The organism is Sphingopyxis sp. 22461, assembly GCF_052044915.1.
Classification (GTDB): Bacteria; Pseudomonadota; Alphaproteobacteria; order Sphingomonadales; family Sphingomonadaceae; genus Sphingopyxis.
In genome coordinates this window covers 20,371-46,761 of record NZ_JBQENY010000013.1, presented here as the reverse complement: position 1 = coordinate 46,761, position 26,391 = coordinate 20,371, and the positions used below count along the sequence as shown (strand labels likewise).

At 64.9% G+C, this 26,391-nt stretch carries 27 protein-coding genes and 1 other RNA gene; 18 read left to right on the top strand and 10 right to left on the bottom strand.

Annotated features, from left to right (window positions below):
- Positions 1-19: 19 nt before the first annotated feature.
- The 4 genes from ACTJI5_RS19805 to mtgA are packed head-to-tail and all read right to left on the bottom strand — an operon-like array spanning position 20 to position 2,637.
- Positions 20-388: a hypothetical protein gene (locus ACTJI5_RS19805; RefSeq protein ID WP_440861510.1), complete on the bottom strand. Its 369-nt coding sequence runs from the start codon at positions 386-388 to the stop codon at positions 20-22.
- On the bottom strand, positions 372-1,370 hold the full coding sequence (locus ACTJI5_RS19800) for an acyl-CoA desaturase (RefSeq protein WP_440861509.1): 999 nt from the start codon (positions 1,368-1,370) through the stop codon (positions 372-374). Before ACTJI5_RS19800 ends, ACTJI5_RS19805 begins: the two co-directional genes overlap by 17 nt.
- Entirely contained in the window at positions 1,367-1,894 is a 528-nt protein-coding gene (locus ACTJI5_RS19795) for a hypothetical protein (protein ID WP_440861508.1), read from the bottom strand. The genes ACTJI5_RS19800 and ACTJI5_RS19795 overlap by 4 nt, the downstream gene beginning before the upstream one ends.
- Positions 1,895-1,929: 35 nt before the next feature.
- On the bottom strand, positions 1,930-2,637 hold the full coding sequence (gene mtgA, locus ACTJI5_RS19790) for a monofunctional biosynthetic peptidoglycan transglycosylase (RefSeq protein ID WP_440861507.1): 708 nt from the start codon (positions 2,635-2,637) through the stop codon (positions 1,930-1,932).
- Positions 2,638-2,727: 90 nt separating this feature from the next.
- On the opposite strand from mtgA, the gene ACTJI5_RS19785 reads away from it, so the two are divergent.
- Positions 2,728-3,528, top strand: a complete 801-nt coding sequence (locus ACTJI5_RS19785) for a transporter (protein ID WP_440861506.1) — start codon at positions 2,728-2,730, stop codon at positions 3,526-3,528.
- 70 nt (positions 3,529-3,598) lie between these two features.
- On the opposite strand, the gene ACTJI5_RS19780 is transcribed toward ACTJI5_RS19785, so the two are convergent.
- From ACTJI5_RS19780 to ACTJI5_RS19770, 3 genes are all read right to left on the bottom strand, one after another.
- Positions 3,599-3,904, bottom strand: a complete 306-nt coding sequence (locus ACTJI5_RS19780) for a hypothetical protein (RefSeq protein WP_440861505.1) — start codon at positions 3,902-3,904, stop codon at positions 3,599-3,601.
- A 62-nt stretch (positions 3,905-3,966) separates the two neighbouring features.
- A complete protein-coding gene (gene rpoH / locus ACTJI5_RS19775; protein WP_056371197.1) occupies positions 3,967-4,866 on the bottom strand; it encodes an RNA polymerase sigma factor RpoH in 900 nt (299 codons plus the stop codon).
- 83 nt (positions 4,867-4,949) lie between these two features.
- Entirely contained in the window at positions 4,950-5,906 is a 957-nt protein-coding gene (locus tag ACTJI5_RS19770; RefSeq protein ID WP_058536086.1) for an RluA family pseudouridine synthase, read from the bottom strand.
- A 249-nt stretch (positions 5,907-6,155) separates the two neighbouring features.
- On the opposite strand from ACTJI5_RS19770, the gene ACTJI5_RS19765 reads away from it, so the two are divergent.
- The 9 genes from ACTJI5_RS19765 (at position 6,156) to ACTJI5_RS19725 (ending at position 13,675) form a co-directional block, all read left to right on the top strand.
- On the top strand, positions 6,156-6,797 hold the full coding sequence (locus ACTJI5_RS19765) for a histidine phosphotransferase family protein (RefSeq protein ID WP_324072093.1): 642 nt from the start codon (positions 6,156-6,158) through the stop codon (positions 6,795-6,797).
- 155 nt (positions 6,798-6,952) lie between these two features.
- Positions 6,953-9,382 (top strand): chemotaxis protein CheA, encoded by a 2,430-nt coding sequence (locus tag ACTJI5_RS19760; protein ID WP_440861504.1) that lies wholly within the window; start codon positions 6,953-6,955, stop codon positions 9,380-9,382.
- Entirely contained in the window at positions 9,379-9,816 is a 438-nt protein-coding gene (locus ACTJI5_RS19755; protein WP_058536088.1) for a chemotaxis protein CheW, read from the top strand. The genes ACTJI5_RS19760 and ACTJI5_RS19755 overlap by 4 nt, the downstream gene beginning before the upstream one ends.
- Before the next feature lie 76 nt (positions 9,817-9,892).
- A complete protein-coding gene (locus ACTJI5_RS19750; protein WP_039575078.1) occupies positions 9,893-10,267 on the top strand; it encodes a response regulator in 375 nt (124 codons plus the stop codon).
- A gap of 10 nt (positions 10,268-10,277) precedes the next feature.
- Positions 10,278-11,390, top strand: a complete 1,113-nt coding sequence (gene cheB, locus ACTJI5_RS19745; protein WP_440861503.1) for a chemotaxis-specific protein-glutamate methyltransferase CheB — start codon at positions 10,278-10,280, stop codon at positions 11,388-11,390.
- Positions 11,387-12,244, top strand: coding sequence for a CheR family methyltransferase (locus tag ACTJI5_RS19740; RefSeq protein ID WP_310256396.1), 858 nt, complete (start codon positions 11,387-11,389; stop codon positions 12,242-12,244). The genes cheB and ACTJI5_RS19740 overlap by 4 nt, the downstream gene beginning before the upstream one ends.
- 78 nt (positions 12,245-12,322) lie before the next feature.
- On the top strand, positions 12,323-13,012 hold the full coding sequence (locus ACTJI5_RS19735; RefSeq protein WP_058536091.1) for an N-acetylmuramoyl-L-alanine amidase: 690 nt from the start codon (positions 12,323-12,325) through the stop codon (positions 13,010-13,012).
- Between the two features lie 41 nt (positions 13,013-13,053).
- Positions 13,054-13,442, top strand: an RNA gene (rnpB, locus tag ACTJI5_RS19730) — RNase P RNA component class A.
- 77 nt (positions 13,443-13,519) lie between these two features.
- A complete protein-coding gene (locus ACTJI5_RS19725; RefSeq protein ID WP_156419570.1) occupies positions 13,520-13,675 on the top strand; it encodes a hypothetical protein in 156 nt (51 codons plus the stop codon).
- A 149-nt stretch (positions 13,676-13,824) separates the two neighbouring features.
- Here the strand turns inward: ACTJI5_RS19725 and ACTJI5_RS19720 are convergent, their stop codons facing one another.
- The 3 genes from ACTJI5_RS19720 to ACTJI5_RS19710 all read right to left on the bottom strand — a co-directional run bounded on the left by ACTJI5_RS19720 (position 13,825) and on the right by ACTJI5_RS19710 (position 17,121).
- The gene (locus tag ACTJI5_RS19720) at positions 13,825-14,433 is read right to left on the bottom strand and encodes a hypothetical protein (protein ID WP_440861502.1); all 609 of its coding nucleotides are present in this window, start codon (positions 14,431-14,433) and stop codon (positions 13,825-13,827) included.
- 162 nt (positions 14,434-14,595) lie between these two features.
- On the bottom strand, positions 14,596-15,084 hold the full coding sequence (greB, locus tag ACTJI5_RS19715; RefSeq protein WP_058536093.1) for a transcription elongation factor GreB: 489 nt from the start codon (positions 15,082-15,084) through the stop codon (positions 14,596-14,598).
- Between the two features lie 6 nt (positions 15,085-15,090).
- Positions 15,091-17,121 (bottom strand): transglycosylase SLT domain-containing protein, encoded by a 2,031-nt coding sequence (locus ACTJI5_RS19710; protein ID WP_440861501.1) that lies wholly within the window; start codon positions 17,119-17,121, stop codon positions 15,091-15,093.
- Positions 17,122-17,221: 100 nt separating this feature from the next.
- Here ACTJI5_RS19710 and dapA point away from each other — a divergent pair, with 100 nt between their 5' ends.
- The 8 genes from dapA to speB all read left to right on the top strand — a co-directional run bounded on the left by dapA (position 17,222) and on the right by speB (position 26,390).
- Positions 17,222-18,097 carry a 4-hydroxy-tetrahydrodipicolinate synthase gene (gene dapA / locus ACTJI5_RS19705; RefSeq protein WP_440861500.1) on the top strand — a complete coding sequence of 292 codons (876 nt, stop codon included), beginning with the start codon at positions 17,222-17,224 and terminating at the stop codon, positions 18,095-18,097.
- Between the two features lie 8 nt (positions 18,098-18,105).
- Positions 18,106-18,591: an SsrA-binding protein SmpB gene (gene smpB, locus ACTJI5_RS19700; RefSeq protein WP_058536096.1), complete on the top strand. Its 486-nt coding sequence runs from the start codon at positions 18,106-18,108 to the stop codon at positions 18,589-18,591.
- Positions 18,588-19,199 (top strand): DUF2062 domain-containing protein, encoded by a 612-nt coding sequence (locus ACTJI5_RS19695; RefSeq protein WP_156419572.1) that lies wholly within the window; start codon positions 18,588-18,590, stop codon positions 19,197-19,199. Before smpB ends, ACTJI5_RS19695 begins: the two co-directional genes overlap by 4 nt.
- A 96-nt stretch (positions 19,200-19,295) precedes the next feature.
- Positions 19,296-21,353 (top strand): M13 family metallopeptidase, encoded by a 2,058-nt coding sequence (locus tag ACTJI5_RS19690; RefSeq protein ID WP_440861499.1) that lies wholly within the window; start codon positions 19,296-19,298, stop codon positions 21,351-21,353.
- 106 nt (positions 21,354-21,459) lie between these two features.
- Complete coding sequence (locus ACTJI5_RS19685) at positions 21,460-23,826, top strand: response regulator (RefSeq protein WP_440861564.1); 2,367 nt, start codon at positions 21,460-21,462, stop codon at positions 23,824-23,826.
- Positions 23,816-24,169: a response regulator gene (locus ACTJI5_RS19680; RefSeq protein WP_058536097.1), complete on the top strand. Its 354-nt coding sequence runs from the start codon at positions 23,816-23,818 to the stop codon at positions 24,167-24,169. The genes ACTJI5_RS19685 and ACTJI5_RS19680 overlap by 11 nt, the downstream gene beginning before the upstream one ends.
- A 180-nt stretch (positions 24,170-24,349) precedes the next feature.
- A complete protein-coding gene (gene recA, locus ACTJI5_RS19675) occupies positions 24,350-25,429 on the top strand; it encodes a recombinase RecA (RefSeq protein WP_058536098.1) in 1,080 nt (359 codons plus the stop codon).
- 112 nt (positions 25,430-25,541) lie between these two features.
- On the top strand, positions 25,542-26,390 hold the full coding sequence (gene speB / locus ACTJI5_RS19670) for an agmatinase (protein ID WP_440861498.1): 849 nt from the start codon (positions 25,542-25,544) through the stop codon (positions 26,388-26,390).
- The last annotated feature ends 1 nt before the right edge of the window (position 26,391 follow it).

Genomic DNA, 26,391 nt, shown 5'->3' with positions numbered 1-26,391 from the left:
CGTTGTTTCGGCGGAACTTCTAAACCGTTTCATCCCGCCGATAGAGGCTTTCGCATTGCCGTCCCGCGGCATAGGCGCGCCACGTCCGGCGCGGCAGCGCGATGGCCCCGGCAAGGATCAGCGGCGAGCAAAAGAGTGTCGCGCGCCAGTCGGGATAACGGCCGGCTCCCCATTCCCATGCCGCGAGCTGGATCTCGCCGGTCATCGTCAGCGGATAACCCGTGATGAGATGGTGGCGATCGTGCGCGTCGATCGCCGCTTGCCGCCATGCGAAATTGGGCAGGCGGAACCGCCAGCGCCCGATACGAAACGTCCAGTGCGACGCGTCGGCGGGTTCGAGCCGGTGCGCCGCGCGCAGCGCTTCGAGCGGATCAGGCGCGGCCGTCATCGCGCACCTTGGCGGCGAGGGTTTCGGCCTGGCGATCCGACGCGGCGCTCAGCGCCCGCGCGGTCAGCGGGGTGATGCCCGGCCGTGCGGGCAGGTTGGCCGGCAGCCGGATATTCGACGCGAGCCCCAACAGCGCGAGCAGCTGGATGAACCGGTATCCGAGGTCGATCTGGCCCGGATAGAGGCCATGCCGCGCCGAGCTCGGGAAGGCATGGTGATTGCTGTGCCAGCTCTCGCCCATCGTCGGAATCGCCATGATCGGTACATTATAGGCCTGGATGACGGCGCCATCGACCGACCAGTCCTGCGGGCCGCGCGTGTGCGCGAAATAGGATATGAACCAATGCATCGTCGTGCAGGCGGCAACGCGCACCGGCACCCCCCAGACGACCCACGGCCAGCCGCCGAGCAGGTAGAGGATGAGTGCGATCGGCACCTGCTGCAGCATCCAGTACCGGTCGAGAAAGCGGTAAAAGCGGTCGTCGCCGATGCCCGGACCGGGGTCGAAGCCGGGTGGCCGGGCCAGCTCGAGCCGGAAGTTCAGATAATAGAAACCGTCGATGACGAGCGGCTTGGCATGCCGCAGGAACCAGTGGCAATCGGGCTGCCGCTGCGCCCAGTCGCGGCTGTCGTGCAGGCGGATCGTCCAGATCGGCCCGCCCATTCCGACCGCGGTTCCAAGCCAGACGAGCAGCCGTTCGAGCCATTTCGGGCAATCGAAACTGCGATGGATCAGGCGCCGGTGAAAGCCGACCGAATGGCCGGCGCACAATGTCACGGCCGAGGTCGCCAGGAACACCGCCAGTGCGCTCCCGCTGAAGGTCAGCGGACCCAGCACCAGCGCCATCGCCAGCATCGCGACGTTCCAGACCGACCGGGGGCCATCCCATAGCACGCGGCCTTCGACCGCGTCGGCCCGATCGAGGCCGGTCAGCGAATTGACCTTGAAGGCCCCCGCCGCGGCGCCGCCCGCTTCGCTCATAAATATCCCCCTCTGTTGCCCGCGCCGCCAAACAGACGCGCGGCGCGCCCGCCGATGCCGATCACACGCCGCAGCGTGCGGGGCGAGAGCCGCTTCGTTCCCGCATCGATCGCGGCGAGGTCCTCGACCAGCTCGAGCAGGCGCTTCGCCTGCCGCGCCACCAGCGGGTCTTCCGCGCCGTCGAAACGTCGCGACGGCCCAAGGACCGCCAGCGCGGGCGCCAATTCACGCTGCCGTCGCTTCTCGAGCGTCTGCAGCATCAGGAGCCATGGATCGGCCTCGGTGGTCCAGCCTTCGCGATTTCCCGTCACCAGCTCTTCCGCTCCCAGCCAGGTAAGCGCTTCGTCCATCGCGGCCGGCGTCAGGGACAGTTCGGCGGCGATGGCTTCGGTCGCGAGCGGCTTCGCCATCAGATATAACAGGCCGTGGACGCGGCAGGCGTCGGGCGGCAGTCCCCATCGTGCGCCGACGTCCGCCAGCCATTCCACAATCGCGGAAGCAGAGGGCCCCAGGAGGGCGCTCAACTCGATTTGGCCATCACAGGCATTCGGTCCCCCGCCTATTTATAGACACACGCATCCAGCCCGTCGCGCTTGACCACGCCGATGCGCGCGCGGATCGTGTTGCCGTAACGCCGCGTAAAGCCCGACGGACTCACTGCCTCGCGTTTCTTGGGCAGCGGCAGGATCGCGGCGATCCGTCCCGCCTCGGCGGGGGTCAGCTTGCCCGCGCCATGGTTGAAATAGCGCTGCGCGCCCGCCTCGACGCCATAGGTGCCGATGCCGGTCTCGGCGACGTTGAGGTAAACCTCCATGATCCGGCGCTTGCCCCAGATCTTTTCGATCAGGAAGGTGAACCACACCTCGGGCACCTTGCGGACATAACGCGTCCAGCCGGTCCCTTGCCACAGGAAGACATTTTTCGCCGTCTGCTGGCTGACCGTCGATCCGCCGCGCATGCGTTTGCCCTTGGCGTTGCGCTCGATCGCCTGTTCGATCGCGTCGCGGTCGAAGCCATTGTGGCTGCAGAATTTGCCGTCCTCGGCCGCGATCACCGCGCGCACCATGTTGCGGTCGATATTCGAGAGACTTTCCCAGTCCTTGGTAATCCCGTTGCTGTCGGCCAGCATCGTGAACGTCACGGGCGGCGGCACGACGGCATAGAGCAGCACCCACAGCACCGAGGCGGCAATGAACCAGAACAGCCATTTGAACGGCCGGAGATACCAGGGGAGCTTGCGCTTCTTCGCGCGAGAGGACGTTACCATGCAGGCAAATTAGCCGCTTGCGATTTCGAGGCAAGCGGGCTTGATCTTGCGGAGCAAAAAACACTGATGTTTGCCGAAGGAAAGACCCGCATGTCGCTTCGATCCCTATTGCTGCTAGCCGCCGCAACGGCCGCTGCGCCTGCCCTCGCGAACGAGGATCGCCGCGACCTTTGCCCCGACCGGCCGGGGCTCGGTACACCCGCCTGCACGGTCGAGCCGGGATCGATGCTGTTCGAGATCGGCCTGGCCGACTGGACGCTCGATCGCACCGCCGACAGCCGGAGCGATAGCTGGACCTTCGGCGACGCGCTGCTGCGCGCCGGGCTGACCTCGTCGCTGGAGGTGCAGCTTGGATGGACGATGCTCGGCCATGCGCGCGAACGTGACCGCGCGACGGGCGACGTGATCCGCCGGACGCGAACCGGCGACGTGACGCTCGCGTTGCGGCAAAATCTGAGCAATCCCGACGGGTCGGGCTTTTCGGTCGCGCTGATGCCCTATGTCACGTTGCCACTGGGCGGCGATGGCGTCGGCGCGGGCGATTGGGGGGCGGGGATGATCGTGCCGGTCAGCGTCGAACTCGGTGCGGTGTCGCTGGGCTTCACGCCGCACGTCGATGCCGCCGTCGATAGCGACGGCAATGGCCGGCATACGGCCTATGGCTCGGTCGCGGGGGTGGGGTTCGGCCTGTCCGACGATGTCTCGATGGCGGCGGAGTTGTCGCTTACCCGCGACCGCGACCCCGGCGGTCACACAACCGAGGCGCTGGCCGGGCTTTCGGCCGGCTGGCAGCCCGATGCCGATAGCCAGTGGGATGTCGGTGCCAATTTCGGGCTCAATCGCGATAGCCCGGACGTCGAACTCTATTTCGGTTTCGTGCGCCGCTTCTGACGTTTGCGCGCCGCTCCCGCATTCCCATGTCGGCTTTAGGGTAGGGAACGGACATCGATCGACGCGAAGCCTAATCGTCGAGGTTGTTATCCGGTAACCGCTTCGCTGACAGGAAAAGCTGGGCGACGCCGTAAGGAACGGCCCCAAGCGCGCAAATTAGAGCGGCGCCAACAGGAAAGACGATCAAAGCCATTCCCGCGCCGCCGCGGAGATCGCTCGTTAATGCGACCCACACGCCATAAGCGAGAAAAAGCACGGCTCCGAAAAGGCAGGCGAACCAAAATCTTTTGAAATATCGTAGGATTTTCGAGAACAAGCCAGAACGACCCGACGCCTCGACGGCCAAGTGATGACGGTATCTGGTCAGAAAATCCATCGAGGGAAGGCTAGTCCCTTGCGCCCGCGAGTCAAATCACGGGCGCAAAGGACGGGCGCGGATCAGGCGCCCACCAACCGCCGGTCGCCGGCAAGCTTCAGCATCGCTTTCTGCAGTTTTTCGAATGCGCGCACTTCGATCTGGCGCACGCGTTCGCGGCTGACGTCGTAAACCTGGCTCAGGTCTTCCAGCGTCTTGGGGTCGTCGGTCAGGCGGCGTTCGGTCAGGATGTGGCGCTCGCGCTCGTTGAGCGATTCCAGCGCCTCATTCAGCAGCGAATGGCGCACATCGCGTTCCTGCGCCTCGGCGACGCGCTCGTCCTGCAGCGGGCCTTCATCGCCGAGCAGATCCTGCCACTGGCTGTCGCCGTCCTCACCCATCGGGACGTTGAGCGAGGTGTCGCCGCCCATCGCCATGCGGCGGTTCATGCTGGTGACCTCTTCCTCGGTGACGCCGAGGTCGGTCGCGATCTTGGTCAGATGCTCGGGCGACAGGTCGCCGTCCTCGAACGCCGCGAGGTTGTTCTTCATCCGGCGAAGGTTGAAGAACAGCTTCTTCTGCGCCGCGGTCGTCCCCATCTTGACGAGGCTCCACGAGCGCAGGATGAATTCCTGGATCGAGGCGCGGATCCACCACATCGCATAGGTGGCGAGGCGGAAGCCGCGTTCGGGGTCGAACTTCTTCACACCCTGCATCAGGCCGATATTGCCTTCGCTGATCAGCTCGCTGACGGGCAGGCCATAGCCGCGGTAGCCCATCGCGATCTTCGCGACGAGACGGAGGTGCGAGGTGACGAGCTGCGCCGCAGCTTCATTGTCACCATGCTCCTGGAAGCGGCGCGCGAGCATATATTCCTGCTCGGGGGTCAGCAGGGGGAATTTGCGGATTTCCGCCAGATAGCGATTCAGGCTGGCTTCGCCGCCAAGCGCTGGAACCGTGGCCGGAACGTTGCTTTTAGCCATTGGAGAGCGTCTTCCCTTTAGAATCTTGAGTCAGAACATGCCGCGGTTGGTCCCAGCGGTCGAGATAGATTTTCATTCGAAACCTAAACGCGCAATTCATCGATCAGTTCCCGCATGTCGGCTGGGAGTTCGCTGTCGAGCGCGATGTTGTTACCGGTCACCGGATGAATAAAGCCCAAATGGGCCGCGTGCAATGCCTGCCGCACGAAATTCCGTGCTTTCAGCACCTCCGACAAAGGCTTTCTGACGCGTCCATAGACCGGATCGCCGACCAGCGGATGACCGATATGCGCCATGTGGACGCGCACCTGGTGGGTGCGTCCGGTTTCCAGCCGGCACTCGACCAGAGTCGCATTCTTCAAGGGCTCGATCGTGCGGTAATGCGTGATCGCATGCTTGCCGCGTCCTTCGGCGACCACCGCCATCTTTTTGCGGTTCGTGGTCGACCGGCCGAGCGCCGCGTCGATCGTGCCGTTCGCCGGCATCGGCCGCCCGGTCGCGATCGCGAGATAGCGGCGGTCGATGCTGTGCGCGGCGAACTGCTTGGCGAGACCTTCATGCGCCTTGTCGTGCTTTGCGGCGACGATCAGCCCGCTCGTGTCCTTGTCGATGCGGTGGACGATCCCGGGCCGCGCGACGCCGCCGATCCCCGACAATTGCCCCGCACAATGGTGGAGCAGCGCGTTGACCATCGTGCCGTCGAGATTGCCCGCGGCGGGATGGACGACCATGCCGGCGGGCTTGTCGACGACGATCAGATGCTCGTCCTCATAAGCGATGACCAATCCCATGTCCTGCGCGACATTATGCGCGGGCGTGGCGGCGGGCAGGCGAACCTCGATCGTTGCGGGCGCCGCCGCCTTTGCCGAGGGGTCCCAAAGGATTTTGCCGTCGGCGCCGACGACGCGGCCGCCCTTGATCAGGCTCTTCAATCGTTCGCGCGACAGGCTCGGCAGCGCTTCGGCGAGCGCCCGGTCGAGCCGCAGCCCGGCCGCGCTGTCGTCCAGCGCCACGGTCAAAATGTCGTCATCCCCCTGCATTGATCGGAATGTGGTTTTCGGGCGCTGAAATTCAAGGGGACAGGCTCGTTCACACACACCCTTCGTCATGCCGGACTTGATCCGGCATCCATTCGGCGGCGGCGGCATGGACCCGGATCAAGTCCGGGGTGACGACGAAAAAGGGCGGGGCGCTTCGGCGCATCGCGCTTGCCCTTAGGGTCATGGCTGTCCTAGGAGCAGCCCACGCCGGAAATGTCCGGAACACTGCGCTGGGGAGCCTTTTCATCCATGTCCGACGATCGCGTCGATTTCGCCTCGATGCTGGCCTCGCGCCTGTGTCACGACCTGCTGAGCCCCGTCGGTGCCTTCGCCAACGGCCTCGAACTGCTCGCCGACGAGAAAGACCCGGCGATGCGCGAGCGTTGCTTTGAACTGCTCGAACAAAGCGCGCGAACCTCGGCAAACAAGCTCAAATTCTTTCGTCTCGCCTTCGGTTCGGCGGGCGGGTTCGGCGAGCTTGTCCCCGCCGATGAGGCCAAATCGGCGATTCAGGGCATCATCGGCGACCGCGCGATCGACCTCAACTGGATGATCGGGACCGATCCGCTGCCCAAGCCGGCGGTGAAGATCATCCTCAACCTCTCGCTTCTCCTTGTCGATGCGCTGGTGCGCGGCGGCCGGCTCGATGTCGGCTGCGAAAAGCAGGGGGAGGGCATCGAGATCGCGCTGCATGTCGAGGCCGAGCGCATCTTCCTCGATGCCGACGTCGAACGCATCCTTGCCGAAGGCGAGGATGCAAGCCCGATGACCTCGCGCACCGCGCCCGCGGTGCTGGTGCAGGCGGTGGCGCGGCAGAATGACGGCACGGTGATGCTGGCGCGCGAAACGCCGACGTCGCTGCTGGTCGGCGCCGTTCTCCGCGGTCGCTAATTCCACCTTTCGTCACCCCCGCGAAGGCGGGTGTCCCGCTACTTCGGTCGCAGCGGGATTCCCGCCTGCGCGGGAATGACGAGATGAGAACGGATGGTTGCGATTTTTCCTTCCGCCGAACGCACCAGTAAAACCCTCCTTAACCATTGTCGGGCATGGTCGAACCTCAGTTTTTGGGGCGCACCGGTATCGCGATGGACGATCTGCTGAACGACTTTCTGGCCGAAACGGCGGAAATCCTTGCCGAAGCCGGCGGGGCCATTGTCGCGTGGGAGGCGGACCCCGCCGACCGCGCGCAGCTCGACGCCATTTTTCGGCTTGTTCACACGATCAAGGGCAGCTCGGGCTTTCTGGCCTTGCCGCGCGTCACCGCCTTGTCGCATGCCGCCGAGGATGCGCTCGATCAGGTACGGCGCGGCAACCGCCCGGCGAACGCCACGCTCGTCACCGGCGTGCTTGGCATCCTCGACCGGCTGGGCGACCTTTGCACGGCGCTGAGCCAGAATGGCGTCGAGCCGGCCGGCGATGACCGCGATGTCATCGGCGCGCTCGCAGGTGACATTCCCGAAGATGCGCCGTTCGAGGTTGCGGGTGTTCCGCTCCGCCGCGACGATGATTTCAGCGCCGAACTGCAAAGCTGGCGCTCGATCCGCGTGCCCTTGCCGTTGCTCGACAGCGTGATGACCGGGGTCACCGACATCGTGCTGGCGCGCAATGAATTTGCGCGGATGCTGCGCGAATCGGGCGCCGACCTGTCGGTCATCGCGTCGTTCGATCGTCTTTCCGACTCGATCGCCGGAATGCGCCAGTCGGTTAGCCAGATGCGCATGCAGCGGATCGACAAGCTCTTCGCCCCGCTGCCGCGCATCGTCCGCGATCTCGCCAAGGACATGGGCAAGAAGATCGCTTTCCAGACGAGCGGCGGCGAGGTTGAGCTCGACCGTGAGATGATGGAGAATATCCGCGACCCGCTGATCCACATCGTCCGCAACGCGATCGATCATGGCATCGAGCCGCTTGAGGACCGGGTCGCTGCGGGCAAGGACATCACCGCGACAATCTCGGTCTCGGCGCGCCAGTCGGGCAACCAGATCGAAATCGAAGTGCGCGACGACGGCCGCGGCCTGTCGCCCGACGCCCTGACCGCGAAGGCGATCGCCTCGCGCCTCCTGACCGCGACCGAGGCGCGCGCGCTGGCGCCGAAGGACAAGCTCGACCTGATCTTCCGTCCCGGCTTTTCGACCGCGGCGAAGATCACCTCGGTCTCCGGCCGCGGCGTCGGCATGGATATCGTCAAGGCGAATGTCGAAAAGATCGGCGGCATCGTCGAACTGCGCAACGAAGAGGGGCGGGGACTCGCGATCCTGCTCCGCGTGCCGATGACGCTGACGATCATTTCGGGCCTGATGGTCCGCGCGGCGGGACAATATTTCGCGATACCGCGCGGCGCGGTGCGCGAAATCCTGCTCGAAAATGGCGATACGGTGCGCATCGATCAGCTCGGCGGCGGCGAACTCGCGACGGTGCGCGGCGAACAATTTCCGCTGCTTCGCCTTGAAAATATATTGGGCCGCGAGCGCGACGAGGCCGACGACAGCGACGACCGCGCGCTCGTCATCGTGCGTCCGGGGCAGGGGCAAAGCTATGCGCTCAGCGTCGCGGCGATCCACGACCATGAGGAACTGGTGATCAAGCCCGCGGCGCCGATGATCATGGCGACGGGGCTCTATGCCGGCACGACGCTGCCCGACAACGGCCGCCCCGTCCTGTTGCTCGACGTCCAGGGTCTGCTGGCCACGGCGGCGATCGACGCCAGCGAAACGGGCCGCAGCCACGACCGGATGGCCGAGGCCGAGGCCGAAGCTGCGGCGGCGCGCAACGCCGTGCAGTTGCTGCTGTTCCGCGATATGAACAGCCGTGTCCGCGGCGTCCGCCTGTCGGTCATCGAACGCGTCGAGGAGGTTCCGGCAAAGGCGCTTTTCGAAAGCGCGGGCAGGGTGCAGGCGCAGATTGGCGACGATATTTTCCCCGTCCATGCCGCGGCGCTGCCTGGCGGCGAGGGAACGCTGAAGCTCCTTCGCCTCTACGATGGCCGCTCGGTGCTCTGCTATCCGATCGCCGAGGTGATCGACATCGTCCGCCTGCCCGACGCCGTGCAGCCGTCGGCGGCGCCCGGCCTGATCGCGGGCGTCGTGCTCGTCGGCGGCGATCCTGTCGAACTCATCGATCCCTTCTGGCTGATGGAACAATATGCCGCCGGCGCGCCCGCGCCCGCGCTGCGCCGGCCGCTCTGCCGCCTTGCCGACGATCATGACGGCTGGGGCGGCAATTTCCTTGCTCCGATCCTGCGCAATGCCGGCTACCGCGTCGTCATGGTGGGCGATGCGTCGGATGAAGCGCCCGATGTCCTGCTCTGCCTCACCGAAGAAGGCGAGCCTTGCGGGCATGTCGACGGCGATGTGCCGGTGATCCGCCTGCGCACCTCGATCGCGGCCGCGGGCCCCGAAGACGAAACCGTCTATCGTTATGATCGCCAGGCGCTGCTCGACGCGCTGCGCCGCCAGGTCGGGGGAGAGAGCGCATGATGGACAAACTCTATCTGATCGCGCGCATCGCCGACACGCGCGTCGCCTTGCGCAGCCGCGCGATCAATTCGGTCGTCACCGTCGGCACGCCCGTCGAAGTGCCCGCCGCGCCGCCGCATGTCGCGGGGCTCTTCGCGCTCCGCAGCCGTGTCTTCACCCTCATCGACCCGCATGTCGTCATCGGCCTGCCCGCGGTGCCGGTGGCGCCGGGCCAGCGCGTGATCGTCGTCGACGTAGCCGAGCATGGTTATGCGCTGCTCGCCGACGAGATCGAGGATGTCTGTTTCATCGACGCCGCCGAAACGCGCATCGCCGGAAAGCTGCTCCCCGGCTGGGCGCGCGTCGCCGATGCGATGATCGAACATCAGGGCAGCTCGCTGCTCGTCGTCGATCCGTCGAACTTTATCACGCTGCCGGCCTTAAAAGCCGCATGAATTCGGCCGTCTATTAACTGGCTGCACACGCCTTCACCGTAAACATGCCCAAATCCCGGGGGTCGGAGTTAACTGAATGTCGAAATCTTGTCTGGTGGTCGATGACAGCAAAGTCATTCGCAAGGTCGCGCGCCATATCCTTGAAAGCATGTCGTTCGCCGTCGAAGAGGCGGCCGACGGGCAGGAGGCGCTGACCTTCTGCCGCGCCAATCGTCCCGACGTCATCCTGCTCGACTGGAATATGCCGGTGATGAGCGGAATGGAGTTCCTCGGCGCGTTCAACGATCTCGACTATGGGCGCGAAGAACGCCCGCGCGTCGTTTTCTGCACGACCGAAAACAGCATCGACCATATCCGCGCCGCGATCGAAGCCGGCGCGGACGAATATGTCATGAAGCCGTTCGACCGCGAAACGCTCGAAGGAAAGCTGCAACTCGTCGGCATCGCTTGAGGTTTTTTACGTGGCCCGTCCACAACCCCTGATACAAGATCCCGAGCCAACCGCCCGCACCGTGCGCGTGATGCTCGTCGACGACAGCCTCGTCGTTCGCAGCATCCTCGAGCGGATCGTCGATCAGCGGCCGGGGCTCAAGATCTGCGCGTCGGTCGCCTCGGCGCATGACGCGCTCGAATATCTGGCGCGCGAGCCCGTCGATGTTGTCGTGCTCGATGTCGAAATGCCCGGAATGAACGGCATCGACGCTCTGCCGCACATATTGGAGCGCGCCGAAAAGGCCCGCGTTCTCATCCTGTCGTCGAACTGCGTCGAGGGCGGCCCCGCCGCGATCGACGCGCTCGCGCTCGGCGCCAGCGACACGCTCGCCAAACCCGGACGCGGCAGCTTTTCGGGGCGTTTCGCCGAAGTGCTGACCGAGCGGATCATGACGCTCGGCCATCAGCGCGATTTCCCTGCAACGGTCCCCGTTGCCGAGCGCCCGGCTCCGCCGCCCGCCGCCTTCGCGATCGATACCGATCAGCCGATCGAATGCATCGCGGTCGCGGCATCGACCGGCGGCATCCCCGCCTTCGCCAATTTCCTCGCGCACCTCGATCCCAGGATCAGCGCGCCGATTCTGCTCACCCAGCATCTGCCCGACGCCTTCATGGAATTTTACGCGAAACAGATCGCGACGATGACGACGCGCCGCGTCCGCGTTGCCGAAGCCGGAATGGCCGTCGAGCGCGGCTGCATCTATCTCGCGCCGGGGGATGCGCATCTGCTCGTCGTCGCCAATGGGCGCCGCGCCGAAATCGCGCTCGATCACCGTGTCGTCGACAATGGCTGCTGCCCCTCGGCCGACCCGATGCTCGATTCGGTCGCCGAGATTTATGGCAAGGGCGGGGTTGCCGTCATCCTCAGCGGCATGGGCCGCGATGGGGTGATCGGTGCGGCGCGGCTGAAGGACGCTGGCGGCACGATTTTCGCGCAGGCGCCTGAAAGCTGCGTGATCTGGGGCATGCCGGGCGCGGTCGCCAAGGCGGGCATCGCGGCGGCGACGCTGAACCCCGACGCGATCGCGCTGATGCTCGGTAGTTTCCTGCAAGGGCGCGGGCAGGGGCGCCGCAAGCCATGATGGACGGAAGCGCCAGCGAATCGGCGTACCGCGTCCTGATGGGCGTGCTCGAATCGCGGACGGGGCAGACGCTGTCGCCGAACCGCATCTGGCGGATCGAAATGTCGCTGAAGCCCGTGATGCAGCGCCACGGTATCGCGGATCTTGATGCGCTCGTCGCGGCGCTGGTGACCTCGAACAGCCGGCAACTGCTCGACGATACCGTCGATGCGATGCTGAACAACGAAACATATTTCTACCGTGAATATAGTGTGTTCGACGAAATAGCTGCGACCGCGCTTGAGAAGATTCGCGAAATCAACAAATTGCGCCGCCGGCTGACCGTCTGGCATTGCGGCGTATCGACCGGCCAGGAAGCCTATTCGCTGGCAATGCTGATCGCCGAGCAAGGCGAAAAATGGGCGGGTTGGCAGGTCGATATCGTCGGCACTGACGTCAGCTATCATGCGATTTCGCGCGCGCGCGTCGGCCTCTACAGCCAGTTCGAGATCCAGCGCGGTCTGCCGGTGCAGCGCATGGTGCGCTGGTTCGACCAGACCGAGGGCGGATGGCTTGCCAAGGCGGACCTGCGCCGCCGCGTCGATTTTTCGGTGCAGAATATGCTCACCGACCGGCCGCCGCTGGCGAGCCCCGCCGACCTGATCTTCTGCCGCAACCTGCTGCTCTATTTCTCAGCACCGATGCGGCAGAAAGCCTTTGCGCGGCTCCGCGCGATGGCGGCGCCGCAAAGCTTCCTCGTGCTCGGTGCGGGGGAAACGGTGCTCGGCCAGACCGATCAGTTCGTCGCGAGCCCGCGCCTGCGCGGCCTTTACGAGCCCGCCGATCAGCAGGGGCGCCGCGCCGCCGCGGCCTAGGACAGGCTCTGCCTTGCTTTTTGCGCGCCACTGGCGCAATCGACGGCTTGGCAAGCACAGGACGGGTCCCCCGAGCGCATGAGCGATTTTATCGAACGCTGGTCTCCCAATTTCGACGAGCGCGCGCTGCCCATCTCGATGATCGTGCTGCATTATACCGGTATGAAGAGCGGTGCCGAAGCCATTGATTGGCTTGCCAATCCCGAAGCCGGGGTTTCAGCGCACTATGTCGTCAGCGAGGACGGGCAGATCACCCAGATGGTGCCCGAGGACAAGCGCGCCTGGCACGCGGGCAAGTCGCACTGGCGCGGCATCAGCGACATCAATTCGGCGAGCGTCGGGATCGAGATCGTCAATCCGGGGCATGAATGGGGCTATGTGCCGTTCCCCGATCCGCAGGTCGCCTCGGTCGTCCGCCTCGTCCACCAGATCAAGGACCGGCATTCGGTCACCCGCGGAAATGTCATCGGCCATTCGGACATCGCGCCGACGCGCAAGCAGGATCCGGGCGAGCTGTTTCCGTGGGAAGAGCTTGCGCGCCGCCGCCTCGCGCTTCCGCGCCCGACCAAGAAGCTTACCGATCCCTTGTGGACCGACGCGGGCTTCCTGCTCGCGCTCGAACGTTTCGGTTACGATGTGACCGACGGGTTCGCGGCGACCGTCGCGTTCCAGCGGCGCTTTCGCCCCGAACTCATCGACGGCACGATCGACGGCGAATGCCGCGCGATCCTGCTCGCGCTGCTGCTTCCCCAGCCCGAAGGCAATTGATTCCTCGTCAAAGCGCCCGATGAGGGCTATACTCGCTCTCGCCAGAGGGTCGGGCGATCGCCGCTTTCGCAAGAAAGGGGAGGAAAGTCCGGGCTCCACGGAAATCACGGTGCCGGATAACGTCCGGCGGATCGGGCTTCGGCCAGGTTCAGGGAAAGTGCCACAGAGAGCAGACCGCCAAAGGCTTCGGCCCGGCGAAAGGTGAAAGGGTGCGGTAAGAGCGCACCGCGCGGCTGGTAACAGGCGCGGCACGGCAAACCCCACCGGGAGCAAGGTCGAATAGGGACGGTACGAGGCAACTCAGGGCTGATTCCGGCCCAGCCGTCCGGGTTGACTGCTTGAACGTTCGGGTAACCGTTCGCCTAGAGGAATGATCGCACAATCCCCGCAAGGGGATGGACAGAACCCGGCTTATAGACCCTCTGGCACCTCTCTCCCCAATACCCGGGCGGAACGCCCAAGGCCTGGGCCGCGTTCTAGGCGGACCAGTTGGAAGGGAAGCGCATCATGAAAGTCGTCGATGACCATGTCGAAGTGACCGAGACCGAAGCGAGCAGCGGGGTCAAAGGGCATAATGTCCGCTATGTGCTGGCTTTTTCGCTGGTCGCGGTGATTATCGTAATGTCCGCGATCTGGATCATCCCGGTGCTGTTGCAGCCCTGACACTTCTCTTTCGTCGTTATTTCGCCTTGGTCGCGCTGGCGAGTTCCTCCTCGGATAGCCGGCGTCGAGCCGCTGCCGGTGCCGGCGCGCGGAGCGTCACCCGGAGCGCTGGCGACTTGGGGGTGGTGAGCGAGCTTACCTTAGCGTTTTCAATTATCGCGTTCTTTCGCCGCAGCTAATTCTTTGGTGAGCAACGAAAGCAATTCGTTCTGCTTTACGGAAAAGGGCTTAACAGGGCTGCAAGGCGGCATTGTAAGCGCGCTTTGCATCATGTTGAGCGATTTCGCCTTCATGGTCGGATCTTTCGCGACCGCCACGTAACCGGTCGCTGCCAGGTTGTTGTTGCGCGCGGCGCAGCTTGCAAGCGAAGCAGCGTCCACGACAATCATGCTGTGAGCTTGTCCCCAATCGGCGATCAACCGATCGAGCGAGAAAGGAAATGGTTCACCGTCTGCCATTTGCAAGCAGCCGTCCAACGCGGGCGTCAACAGTTCGCTATTGGGGTCGCGCTCATTCTGTTCCGGGGTTTGAATGTCGCGCCAATGCAAATGATACTCGGCATATCCCCGTGTCTCTTTCGGGTGCCGTGAAAGTGTGCAGGACAATAGCTGTTCGTAGTCGCTGGTGCTGAACGCACGGGGCTTTGCATTCCAATCAAGCGTGGCAGCGCCGCGCGGCTTCTCGGTAGTTGCGGGGGATTGCGCGACAGCCGAATTGGTCATTGCAGCGGAAAGCATCACCAAAAGCACCCTGTTCATTGCCCATTCCCCACTTCATCCAGCCTCTCCTCATGCCCGCTGTGAAGCGTCGAAGCGAGATTATTTTCATTCAACTATATCACCTTGGGACGGCTGCTTCCGGTGGAACGGGTCGTTCCCCATCGAACGAAGTTTTGGTGCAGGCAGGAAGCGAGACGGAAATCAGGCCGCGGGATAGCTGACCGTTATCACTTCCCATTCCTTGGGGCCGGCGGGCAGTTGCACCGTGCGCAAATCGCCGATCGCGGCGCCGCGCAGCGCGCGGGCGAGGGGGCTGTTCCAGCCGATCCGGCCTTCGCCGGCCTCGGCCTCGTCGTCGCCGACCAACGTGACGATGCGCCGCGCGTCATCGTCGTCGGCGAGTTCGACGGTGGCGCCGAACCAGATGCGGCTCTTGTCGGGCTGCTCGGCGGGGTCGACGACGCGTGCCGCTTTCATCCGCCGCGCGAGGAAGGAGAGGCGCCGGTCGATCTCGCGCAGCCGCTTGCGGCCATAGATATAGTCGCCATTTTCGCTGCGGTCGCCGTTGCCCGCCGCCCAGCTGATCACCTCGACCAGCTTCGGCCGCTCGTCGCCGAGCAGCAGGTCATATTCGGAGCGCAGCGCGGCATAACCCGCTGGCGAAATGATGTTCGTCTTCTCCCCCGCCATGCGGATTTAGCCGGGCGTGCGTTTGCCGAGGTAGAAACTCAGCGGCGCCTGCTGCCGCGACCCGCTGCCATCGCGCAGCGTGTCGTAGACGACGGCATTTTCCAACACGCGCTGAACATAGTTGCGCGTTTCGAAGATCGGGATCGCCTCGATCCAGTCGACCATCTCGATCCCGCCGCCGCGCGGGTCGCCATTGGCGCGCAGCCATTTGTTCACATTGCCGGGACCGGCGTTGTACGCCGCGACCGCCAGCGGATAGCTGCCGCCGAAATAGCGGAGCATCTGCTGAAAATAGGTCGATCCCAGCATCATATTGTAATTGGTGTCGGTGGTCAGCGACCCGGCGTCGTAGCTCATGCCAAGCTTGCCCGCGACTTCTCGCGCGGTGCCCGGCATCAACTGCATCATCCCGCGCGCGCCGGCGTGGCTGATCGCCTGCCGGTCGAACTGGCTTTCCTGCCGCGTGATCGCGTGGATGAAGGTCCAGTTGCTTTCATGCCCGGCGGGAACGCGGACGGTCGGGAAGCCCGACACCTCGACCGCATCGAGGCTGTTCGCCTGCGCGCTGCGGCCGATCATGACGCCAAGGTCGGGGCGCCCGATTTGCGATGCGAGCTTGCCCGCGAGGACATGGTCGGCGGGCGAGGTCGCCTGTTGCGCCAGCGCGCGCAGAAACTGTGACTGTTCGCGCCACGCGCCGATTTCGCCGAGCGCGCGCGCGGCGCGCACCAGCCGGTCGTCCTCGAACTCGCGGCGCTCGTCGTTGCTGACCTGAATGGTCGGATCGGGGGTCGGCTTGGGCTGCGGGCGGTTCAGCCGCTCAAGCGACAACTGGCCATAGAATTGGTCATAATGCTGCGCGGCATCGGCAAAATGCGCATTCGCCGTCGAGCGGTCGCCCGCCGCCAGCGCCGCGCGGCCCGCCCAGTAAAAGCCTTTCGTGCGCGTCTGTGCCGAGCGTGCGGCTTCGCCATAGGCGCGGTAGAGGCGCACCGCCTCGGCCGGGCGGCGCAGATCGCGATAGGCAAGCTGCCCGGCGAGCCAGGCGAGCGAGGTATAATCGTCGCGCACGCCAAGCGACGTCTCGCGGATCACCGTTCCGGGTGGGAAGGCGTCGTCGAGCTGGCGCGCGATATTATAGGCGGTCGTCTTGTCGCCGCCATCGCTCGCCTGCCGCGCGTTGGTGAGCAGCGTTTCGAGCCATTCCTCGGGATCGGTCGGCGCCTTCGCCAGCGAGCGCGGTGCGGCGAGCAGCGCGCGCGCTTCGCCGACGCGTCCCGCCTTGCGCAGCCAGGTCGCCTTGTCGGTGATATAGCCCGCATCGGTGCGGGTCAGCGCCGGATTGGCGCTTTCGGCGGCGGATGCCTGAAAGGCCGCGTCGACCGAGGCGTTGCGCATCGCAAGCCGCGCCGCGAACACGTTGCGCTTGTCGGACGAGGTATAGGCGAGCTGACGGCTCGCGGCAGCGGTGGCGCCGAGCCAGAGCAGCCGGTCCATGCGCGCGTCATGGTCGGCGGGCGTAATCGCGCCGGGGAACATGGCGAGCGCGCGGCTCGTTTCATAATCGTCGAGCGGCCCGCTCGTCCACGCGCGGCGAACCGCCGCGGCGGCGTCCTCGCGGCGCCCCGACGCGTTGAGCGCGAGCGCGTAGCGGAGCTGCCCACTCGCGGTCTGCGGCGGGTAGGCATTGAAATAGGCGAGGGTGCGCTGGGGGTCGTAGCTGTCGAGCGAGATGGCTTTTTCGGCACGCGTGCGCATCTTGTCGTTATCGGGCCAGCCCTTGTTCGCCATCAGGAAGCGCGAAAGCTGGTCGAACGAGGCGCCGGTGTTCGCCGTCAGCCGCCGCCATTCCATCACCGCATCGCCGACCGAACTGGTCGACGGCGGCGGACCCGACGTCGCCGCCAAGCCCATCTGCGCGCGATACCAGGCCATTTGTTCGGGAGTGAGTTCGCTGGCATGGGCGGTGGTCGGAATGAGGAGGGCCGCGGCGAGCGCGAGGCGGGAGATACGGGTCAGCGAGGTCATAGCTGCCATGGTAATGCCAAACTCCTTGCGGGGCGCTGAATAGACGTCCAATAGCGGCGCGCTGGCCGGATTCTATCGGTCACAGCGGGGTATTGTAAAGGAGCGGAGCATGTTTTCGGGTTCGATTCCCGCTTTGGTGACGCCATTTCGCGATGGGGCGTTCGACGCTCCGGCCTTCGCACGCCTTGTCGATTGGCAGATCAAAGAAGGGACCAGCGCGCTGGTTCCGTGCGGTACGACCGGCGAAAGCCCGACGCTCGGCTACGACGAACATTATCAGGTGATCGACAGCTGCATCGAGGCGGCGGCGGGACGCGTTCCCGTGATCGCCGGCTGCGGGTCGAACGACACCGCGACCGCCATCCGGCATATGCGCCATGCGCAGGCGGCCGGCGCGACCGCGGCGCTGATCGTCGCGCCTTACTACAACCGGCCGAGCCAGGCCGGCATGATCGCGCATTTTCAGGCGCTCGCCGACGCGAGCGACCTGCCGATCGTCGTCTATAACGTCCCCAGCCGCACCGTCGCCGACATCAGCGCCGAGACGATGTGCAAGCTCGCCGAAATCCCGAGCGTCGTCGCAATCAAGGATGCGAGCGGCGATCTGGCGCGCGTCACGGTGCAACGGGCAGGGGCGGGCAAGGACTTCTGCCAGCTTTCGGGCAACGACGATCTCTGGCTGCCGCACGCCGTGCTAGGTGGCGCGGGCTGCATCTCGGTCACGGCCAACGTCGCGCCGCGTCTGTGTGCCGATTTCGCCGCCGCCGCCGCCGCGGGCGACTGGGCGCGCGCGCTGGTGCTGCACGACCGATTGTTCGATCTGCACAAGGCGATGTTCTCCGACACCTCGCCGGGTCCGGTTAAATATGCGCTGTCGCGCATCCACGACTGGTTTTCGCCCGAAGTGCGCCTACCTATCATCCCGGCGAACGATGCATCGCGCGCCGCCGTCGATGCCGCGCTGTCTGCGGCCGGAGTAATCTAGGTCCCGAAATGGCTCGTCCCCAGTCCGCCGCCGAATTCGACAAGAAGAAAGTCGTCGCCGAGAACCGGCGCGCGCGGTTCGACTTTGCCATCGACGAGGTGTTCGAGGCGGGGATTGCGTTGCAAGGAACCGAGGTCAAATCGCTGCGCTTTGGCGAAGGGACGATTGCGGAGAGTTACGCCGAGGTAAAGGGGCACGAGGTATGGCTGGTGAACAGCAATATCCCCGAATTCAGCCACGGCAACCGGCACAATCATGAACCCAAGCGGCCGCGCAAGCTGTTGCTCAGCGGCCGCGAGATCAACAAGATGCACGCCGCTGTCGCGCGGCAGGGGATGACGCTTGTCCCGCTGTCCATCTATTTCAACAGCCGCGGCCGCGCCAAGGTCGAACTGGCGATCGCGAAGGGCAAGAAGGCGCACGACAAGCGCGAGTCGATCAAGGAACGCGACTGGAAGCGCGACAAGCAGCGGTTGATGAAGGACCGCGGATGAGCGGCAGCCCTCGCGACAAGGCGGCAGTGATGAACTGGATACGCCGCAACTCGCCGACGCGCGAGGAATTGCTCGCGAGCCGTTTCGTCAAGCCATTTGCCCATAGGGTCGCGCACAGCCATTTGTGGCGCTTCACCCGCACCTCGGTCCCGCGCGGCACCGCGCTCGGGCTGTTCGTCGGCATCTTCTTCCTGATTCCCGGCGTCCAGATCCTCGGTGTCGCGCTGCTCGCGCTGCCCGTTCGTGCCAATATCCCGATCGGCGCGGCGATGACCTTCCTGTCGAATCCCGTGACGACGCCGTTCATCATCCTCGCGTCGGTGTGGCTCGGCGACTGGCTGTTCGGGCTCCATGCCAACAGCGCGACCTTTTCGGCGATGATCGAGCATGGCGCGTCGGCGGGCGAATGGGCGCGCTGGGTCTTTTCGGACGCTGCGCCCGCGATGCTCGCCGGACTGTTCGTCATTTCGCTGGTGTCGGCGATCATAGGCTATGTCTTGGCGTCGATCTTCTGGGACAATTGGATTCGCCTTCGCTGGCGGCGCAAACTGGCGCGGGCGCGCGACCAACGACATGAGGCATCGACCAGCGACACCGCGGCCGGTTGAACCCCCAAATAGCAAGCGTATAGCTGTCGCATCGCTAATCTGCGCCGTGCCAGCGCGGCGCGGATTTTCGCTTCATATCGAAAACTGGGGAATATCATGACTCTGCATATTTCTTCGCGCCTGATGGCGACCGCCGCGCTTGGCGCATTGATGCTCGCCGCCGTTCCGGCGACCGCCAAGGAAAAGGCCGCCACTGCGCCCGCCACCGAAACGACGGCAAAGCCCGAGATCGGCGATTTCGGTTTCGACCTCACCGGCATGGACAAGACCGTCCAACCGGGCGACGACTTCTATGCCTATGCCAACGGCACCTGGGCGAAGAACGCACAGATCCCGGCCGACAAGTCGAACTATGGCATGTTCACCGCGCTCGCCGATCTGTCGCAGAAGCGCACGCGCGAAATCCTCGACGTCGCAAAGGGCGATCCGAACAGCATGATCGGCCGCGCTTACTCATCCTATCTCGATGCGCCCGCCGTCGAGGCGAAGGGCCTCGCGCCGATCCAGCCGTGGCTGACCAAGGTCCGCGCCGTCGACAAGGCGGGCCTCGCGAAGCTGCTGTCCGAGGCCGACCGCAGCGGCATCCAGCATTTCTTCGGCGGCTATGTCGGACAGGACGACAAGAACCCTGACGTCTATATCTACACGATGTTCCAGGGCGGCATCGGCATGCCCGACCGCGATTTCTATCTGAAGGACGGCGAACGCAATACCAAGCTGCAGGCCGCCTATCTGAAGCACCTCGAAAATGTCCTGACGCTCGCGGGCGAAAAGGATGCGCCGGCGCGCGCCAAGGCGATCTATGATTTCGAAAAGCAAATCGCGACCGTCCACTGGGACAAGAACGACAGCAGCGACGCGACCAAAGTCTATAACAAGATGACGATCGCCGAGCTTGCGAAGGCCGCGCCAGGCTTCGACTGGCAGGCGTTCATCCGCGGCATCGGCGTCAATGAGGATTCGATCCTCGTGTCGCAGCCGAGCGCCTTCACCGGCGAGGCCAAGCTGCTCGCCGACGCGCCGATCGGCGTGATCCGCGACGCGCTGCTCGTGCGCAGCCTCGACGGCTTCGCGGGCGTGCTGCCCGACGCGGTCGCGCAGGAAGCCTTCTCCTTCTATGGCACCGCACTATCGGGCACGCCGCAGATGCAGGAGCGCTGGAAGCGCGCGGTCGACTTCACCACCAACAATATGGGTGAGGCCGTCGGCCAGGATTATGTCGCGAAATATTTCCCGCCCGAAACCAAGGCGGCGATGGATGTCCTCGTCAAGAATGTGCTTGCCGCGCTCGACACGCGCATCGGCAAGCTGACGTGGATGCAGCCCGGGACGAAGGTGAAGGCGAAGAAGAAGCTCGCCAATTTCACGACCAAAATCGGCTACCCCGACCGCTGGAAGGATTACAGCAAGCTCGAAATCCGCGGCGACGATCTGTTCGGCAACCAGCTGCGCGCCAACCAGTTCGCGCACGACGACAATGTCAGCCGCCTCGGCGGTCCGATCCGTCGCTGGGAATGGGGGATGACCCCGATGGAGGTCAACGCCTACGCCAATTTCGGGATGAACGAGATCGTCTTCCCTGCCGCGATCCTGCAGCCGCCCTTCTTCGATCCGCACGCCGACGCCGCGGTCAACTATGGCGGCATCGGTGCGGTGATCGGGCACGAGATCAGCCATCACTTCGACGACCAGGGCGCGAAATATGACGAGACCGGCAAACTCGCCGACTGGTGGACCCCCGCCGACGTCGCGGCGTTCGAGGCGGCGGGCAAGGCGCTGATCGCGCAATATGACGCGTATGAAGTGCTTCCCGGCGAAAAGCTCGACGGCACCTTTACGCTCGGCGAGAATATCGGCGATCTCGCCGGCCTGACGATCGCCTATGACGCGTACAAGAAGTCGCTTGGCGGCAAGGAAGCGCCCGTGATCGACGGGCTGACCGGCGACCAGCGCTTCTTCCTCGGCTGGGCGCAGGTGTGGCGGCGCAACTATCGCGAGCAGAATCTGTCGCAGCGCATCACGACCGATCCGCATTCGCCCTCGATCCAGCGGACTTGGGTCTCGCGCAATCTTGACCCGTGGTATAAGGCCTATCAGATCAAGCAGGGTCAGAAGCTCTATCTCGAGCCGAAAGACCGCGTCCGCATCTGGTGATGCACCAATAGAAAGATAACCGTTGACCGCGCAAAGCCTGTCCTCCGCTGATGGTGATGTCATCAGGGGGGCGGGGCCCGCCGGGCCTTTATCGGCCCCCGCGGGCCTGTCGCCGGTCGACAAGGCAGTGCTCGGCGGGCTGGCTTTGCTGTCCGCCGCATTGCTGTTCTGGGCGACGCGCGATGCGATATTGGCGGTCGGTTTCCTCGCCGGGCTTGCGGTCGCCGCGGGCGGGGCGCTCCTCGCGCGCCGGCTGTTCCCGGCGGCGGTGACGGGCGAGGCGGTCGCGCCCGACTGGACGATGCTGCGTCAGGCGGTGAATCACGACGATGTCGCGATTGCGGTTACCGATCGCGGCGGCCGGATGGTCTGCGCGAACGATCTGTTCGGCACCTGGATGGGCGGCTTCGTCACGCCGCCCGGCCTGCCGCTCGAAGGGCGCGGCGCCGAACTGCTGAAAAATGCCGGCCGCATCGCCTGGCGCGACGGCGAAGGGTCCGTCGACGATATCGCGGTCGGCCCGCTGCAACTGCGCGCGCAGGTGACGCGCACGGGGCAGTCGGAGGATTATCTCGTCTGGCGCTTCTCGGCGATCGAGCGGCTCGACCTCGTTTCGGAAATCCTTCGCCATCTCGACGGTCCCGCAGGCCGCACGCTCGGCCATGCGGGGGTGATGGCCGCGCTCGTCAGCGCCGAGGGGCGGCTGCGCGTCGCGAACAAGGCATTCCTCCTCCGCGCGCTGGGCGAGGATGATGCGGTCCATTATGCCGGCCGCGATGTTGCGCCGATGATCCGGCTCGACGACGCCGGCGCGCTCTATTTCGCGCGCGAGGGCGATCGCGCGACGCCGGTACGCCTGATCCAGATTCCGCTCGCGCCCGCCGACAGCAACACGCCGATGCTGCTCGCGATGCTCGATGAGGAAATGGGCCCCACCGACCGTGGCACCGCGCAGACCTACGTCGAAACCCTGCTCTCATTGCTTCCCTTTGGTCTCGCCATGGTCGATCGCGACGGGCGCTTCCTCTATGTGAACCGGGCATTCGTTCGGGCAGCTAATCTTCCCGAAGGCAAGATGCCGCGTTATCCGGGCGACATCGTCGTCGGTGAGGACAAGGGCGCGCTCGCCGATATGATCCGTCGCCACAGCAGCGGCCAGCAAGTCGGCGGTGACCTCTCGATCCGGCTCGCGGGGCAAAGCGGCGATCCGGTGTCGATGCGGATCGTGGGTGTGCGCGGACTGGGCGAGGCCGCGGTGCTGCTGAGTCTGAAGGATTCGAGCGAGGAATCGCGCCTGAAGCAGCAGGTGGCGCAGGCGTCGAAGATGCAAGCGGTCGGGCAGCTCGCCGGCGGCGTCGCGCATGATTTCAACAATATCCTGACCGCCGTTCTCGGCGCGTGCGATCTGATGCTGATGCGCCATACGCCGGGCGACAGCGACTATGACGACATCCAGCAGATCCGCAGCAACGCCAATCGCGCCGCCAGCCTGACGCGGCAATTGCTCGCCTTCTCGCGGCAGCAGACGTTGCGCCCGCAGATCTTGCAACTGCCCGATGTGATTTCCGAAGTGTCGCATCTCTTGAAACGCCTGATCGGTGAGACGGTCCAACTGGCAGTGCATCACGGCCGCGGCCTTGGCGCGGTGCGCGCCGATCCGGGGCAGCTCGAACAGGTCATCATCAACCTTGCGGTCAATGCGCGCGACGCGATGCCGGGCGGCGGGACGCTGACCATGGAAACCTATCCGGTGTCGGCCGCCGACGTCCGGCAGATGGGCAATGAATTCATGCCGCCCGCTGATTATTGCGCGTTGAAAGTCAGCGACACCGGCACCGGCATTCCCGCCGATGTGCTGCCCAAGATTTTCGAGCCTTTCTTTACGACGAAGGATGTCGGCAAGGGGACCGGGCTCGGGCTCTCGACCGTCTATGGGATCATCAAGCAATCGGCAGGCTATATCTTCGCCGAAAGCAAGCCGGGGCAGGGGACGAGCTTCTTTATCTATCTGCCCGTCCACCGTGCCGAGGGCGATGCCCCCGTCGTCGTGCCGCCGCCTGCCAAGCCCAAGAAGAGCCAGTGGGGCACCGGAACGATCCTGCTCGTCGAGGATGAGGATATGGTGCGTGCGGTTGCGGAACGCGCATTGACCCGCGCGGGTTATAGCGTCGTCACCGCCTCGCAGGGCGAGGAGGGGCTTGAGCGTTTTGCGCAAATGGAGAAGGTCGATTTGATCATCAGCGACGTTGTGATGCCGACGATGGACGGTCCGGCGATGGTGCGCGCGATGCGTGCCAAGCGGCCCGACCTGCCGGTCTTGTTCATGTCGGGCTATGCCGAGGAGCAGCTCCGCCAGTCGATCGACATCGACGATGTCGCCTTCCTGCCGAAACCTTTTTCAGTCGCACAACTCGCCGAGGCGACGTCGGCGGCGCTCGACGAGGCTGCGCATCGGGTGTCCAATGGCCAGTAATAACCGCATCCTGCTCGTCGAGGACGATGTGCTGATCGGCATGATGCTCGCCGACATGTTCGACGCGCTCGACCTTCCCGAACCCGCGCAGGCGACGAGCAACGAAGAGGCGCTGGCGCTCATCGCCGCCGAGCCGCTCGCCGGGGCGCTCGTCGACATCAACCTCGGCGAGGAAAAAGGCTGGCCGGTCGCCGACGCGCTCGCCGAACGCGGCATTCCCTTTGCCTTCACCTCGGGGGGCGGCGACGTCATTCCGGCCGCGCACGCGCATCGCAAGCTGATCACCAAGCCGTTCCGGATCAGCGATATCGAGGCGGCACTGGACGAGTTTGGTTCTGATTGACCGTCGCCCCCGCGAAGGCGGGGGCCGCTGGCAACCTTGCGTAAAGTCGATTGCGGCCCCTGCCTTCGCGGCGACGACGAAAATAATTTGTTCCCTACTTGTTCCATGAGAACAAATGTGGCACATAGTTCCGGCGTTGCGATGCTTCTGCTGTCGCTCTAGAGCTGGAAAGGACGGCAAATGGCCGGACAATTGTCACTCGTCGAATCGGGGAAATCAGTGAACAACACGGACAGGCAGAAGGCGCTCGACGCCGCGCTCGCGCAGATCGATCGCGCGTTCGGCAAGGGCTCGGTAATGAAATTGGGCTCGAAGGAAACGATGCAGGTCGAGTCGATCTCGACCGGCTCGCTCGGCCTCGATATCGCGCTCGGCGTCGGCGGCCTGCCGCGCGGCCGCGTCATCGAAATCTACGGCCCCGAAAGCTCGGGGAAGACGACGCTCGCGCTGCACACGCTCGCCGAGGCGCAGAAGGGCGGCGGCACCGTCGCCTTTGTCGATGCCGAACATGCGCTCGACCCCGTCTATGCCCGCAAGCTTGGCGTCAACATCGACGAACTCATCGTGTCGCAGCCCGACACGGGTGAACAGGCGCTCGAAATCGTCGACACGCTCGTGCGCTCGAACGCGATCGACGTGCTCGTCGTCGATTCGGTCGCCGCGCTCGTTCCGCGCGCCGAAATCGAAGGCGAAATGGGCGACAGCCACGTCGGGCTTCAGGCACGTTTGATGTCGCAGTCGCTGCGCAAGCTCACCGGCTCGATCAGCCGCTCGCGCTGCATGGTGATCTTCATCAACCAGCTGCGCATGAAAATCGGCGTGATGTACGGCAACCCCGAAACCACGACCGGCGGCAACGCGCTCAAATTCTACGCGTCGGTCCGTCTCGACATCCGCCGCACCGGCCAGATCAAGAATGGCGACGAGATCGTCGGCAATACCACGCGCGTGAAGGTCGTGAAGAACAAGGTCGCGCCGCCGTTCAAGCAGGTCGAATTCGACATCATGTACGGACAGGGCATTTCGAAGATCGGCGAGATTCTCGATCTGGGCGTCAAGGCCGGCATCGTCGAGAAATCGGGCGCGTGGTTCAGCTATGATTCGATCCGCATCGGGCAGGGCCGCGAAAATTCGAAAACCTTCCTCAAGGACAATCCCGAACTGATGGACCGGCTCGAAACCGCGATCCGCGGCCGCACCGAGGCGGTCGCCGAAGAAATGATGGCCGGCCCCGACGACGAGGGCGACGACGACAATTGATAGCCATCCGGCCGGTTCGCTTCGGCGGACCGGCCGGGGAAACGGCGGCGGGCCCCAATGCCCCTTGGACCTGTATACTCTCCCCACAGGTCGGCCCGCCTGCCGTTGATCCTTGCCTGACGACCGCAAGCGGGTACAACGCGCCATGCCCGCGATCCGCCTCTTCGGTCTTCCCACCGACATCAACAGCAGCTTCGAACGCGGCGCCGCCGCTGGCCCCGCGGCGATCCGCGCTGCGCTGTGGAGCGACCGCGGCAATATGGCGAGCGAGCTCGGCCCCGAAATCGGCACCGACATCGCGCTCACCGACGACGGCGACCTCCCGCTGACCGAAGATACGCCGAGCGACGACGCGGCGATCCGCCGCTATCTGGCCATTGTGCGCGAAGATGGAGAAGTTCCGCTCGCACTCGGCGGCGATCATGCGGTGACCTTCCCGCTCGTCGAAGCCGCGGCAACCTGCTTCGGGCCGGTAACGATCCTCCACTTCGACGCGCACCCCGACCTCTACGACGATTTCGCGGGCAACCCGCGCAGCCACGCCTCGCCCTTTGCCCGCATCTGCGAGGCGGGCCACGCCAAGCGGCTGGTGCAGGTCGGCATCCGCACGCTCAACAATCATTGCCGCGAACAGGCGGCGCGCTTCGGGGTCGAGATTATCCCGATGGCCGGTTTTACCGCGGATACCGTGCCGGTGCTCGATGGACCGCTCTATATCTCGATCGATCTCGACGGGCTCGACCCGTCGGCGGCGCCCGGGGTCGCGCATCCCGAGCCGGGCGGGCTGACGGTACGCGAGATGCTTGCCGTATTACACAAGCAGACGGCGCCGATCGTCGGCGCCGATATCGTCGAACTTCATCCCGGCCGCGATATCGGCGATGTCACCGCGATCCTTGGCGCCAAGCTGGTGCGCGAACTGGCGGCGCTGATCGACCGCAACGGTACTTACAAGAATTGAC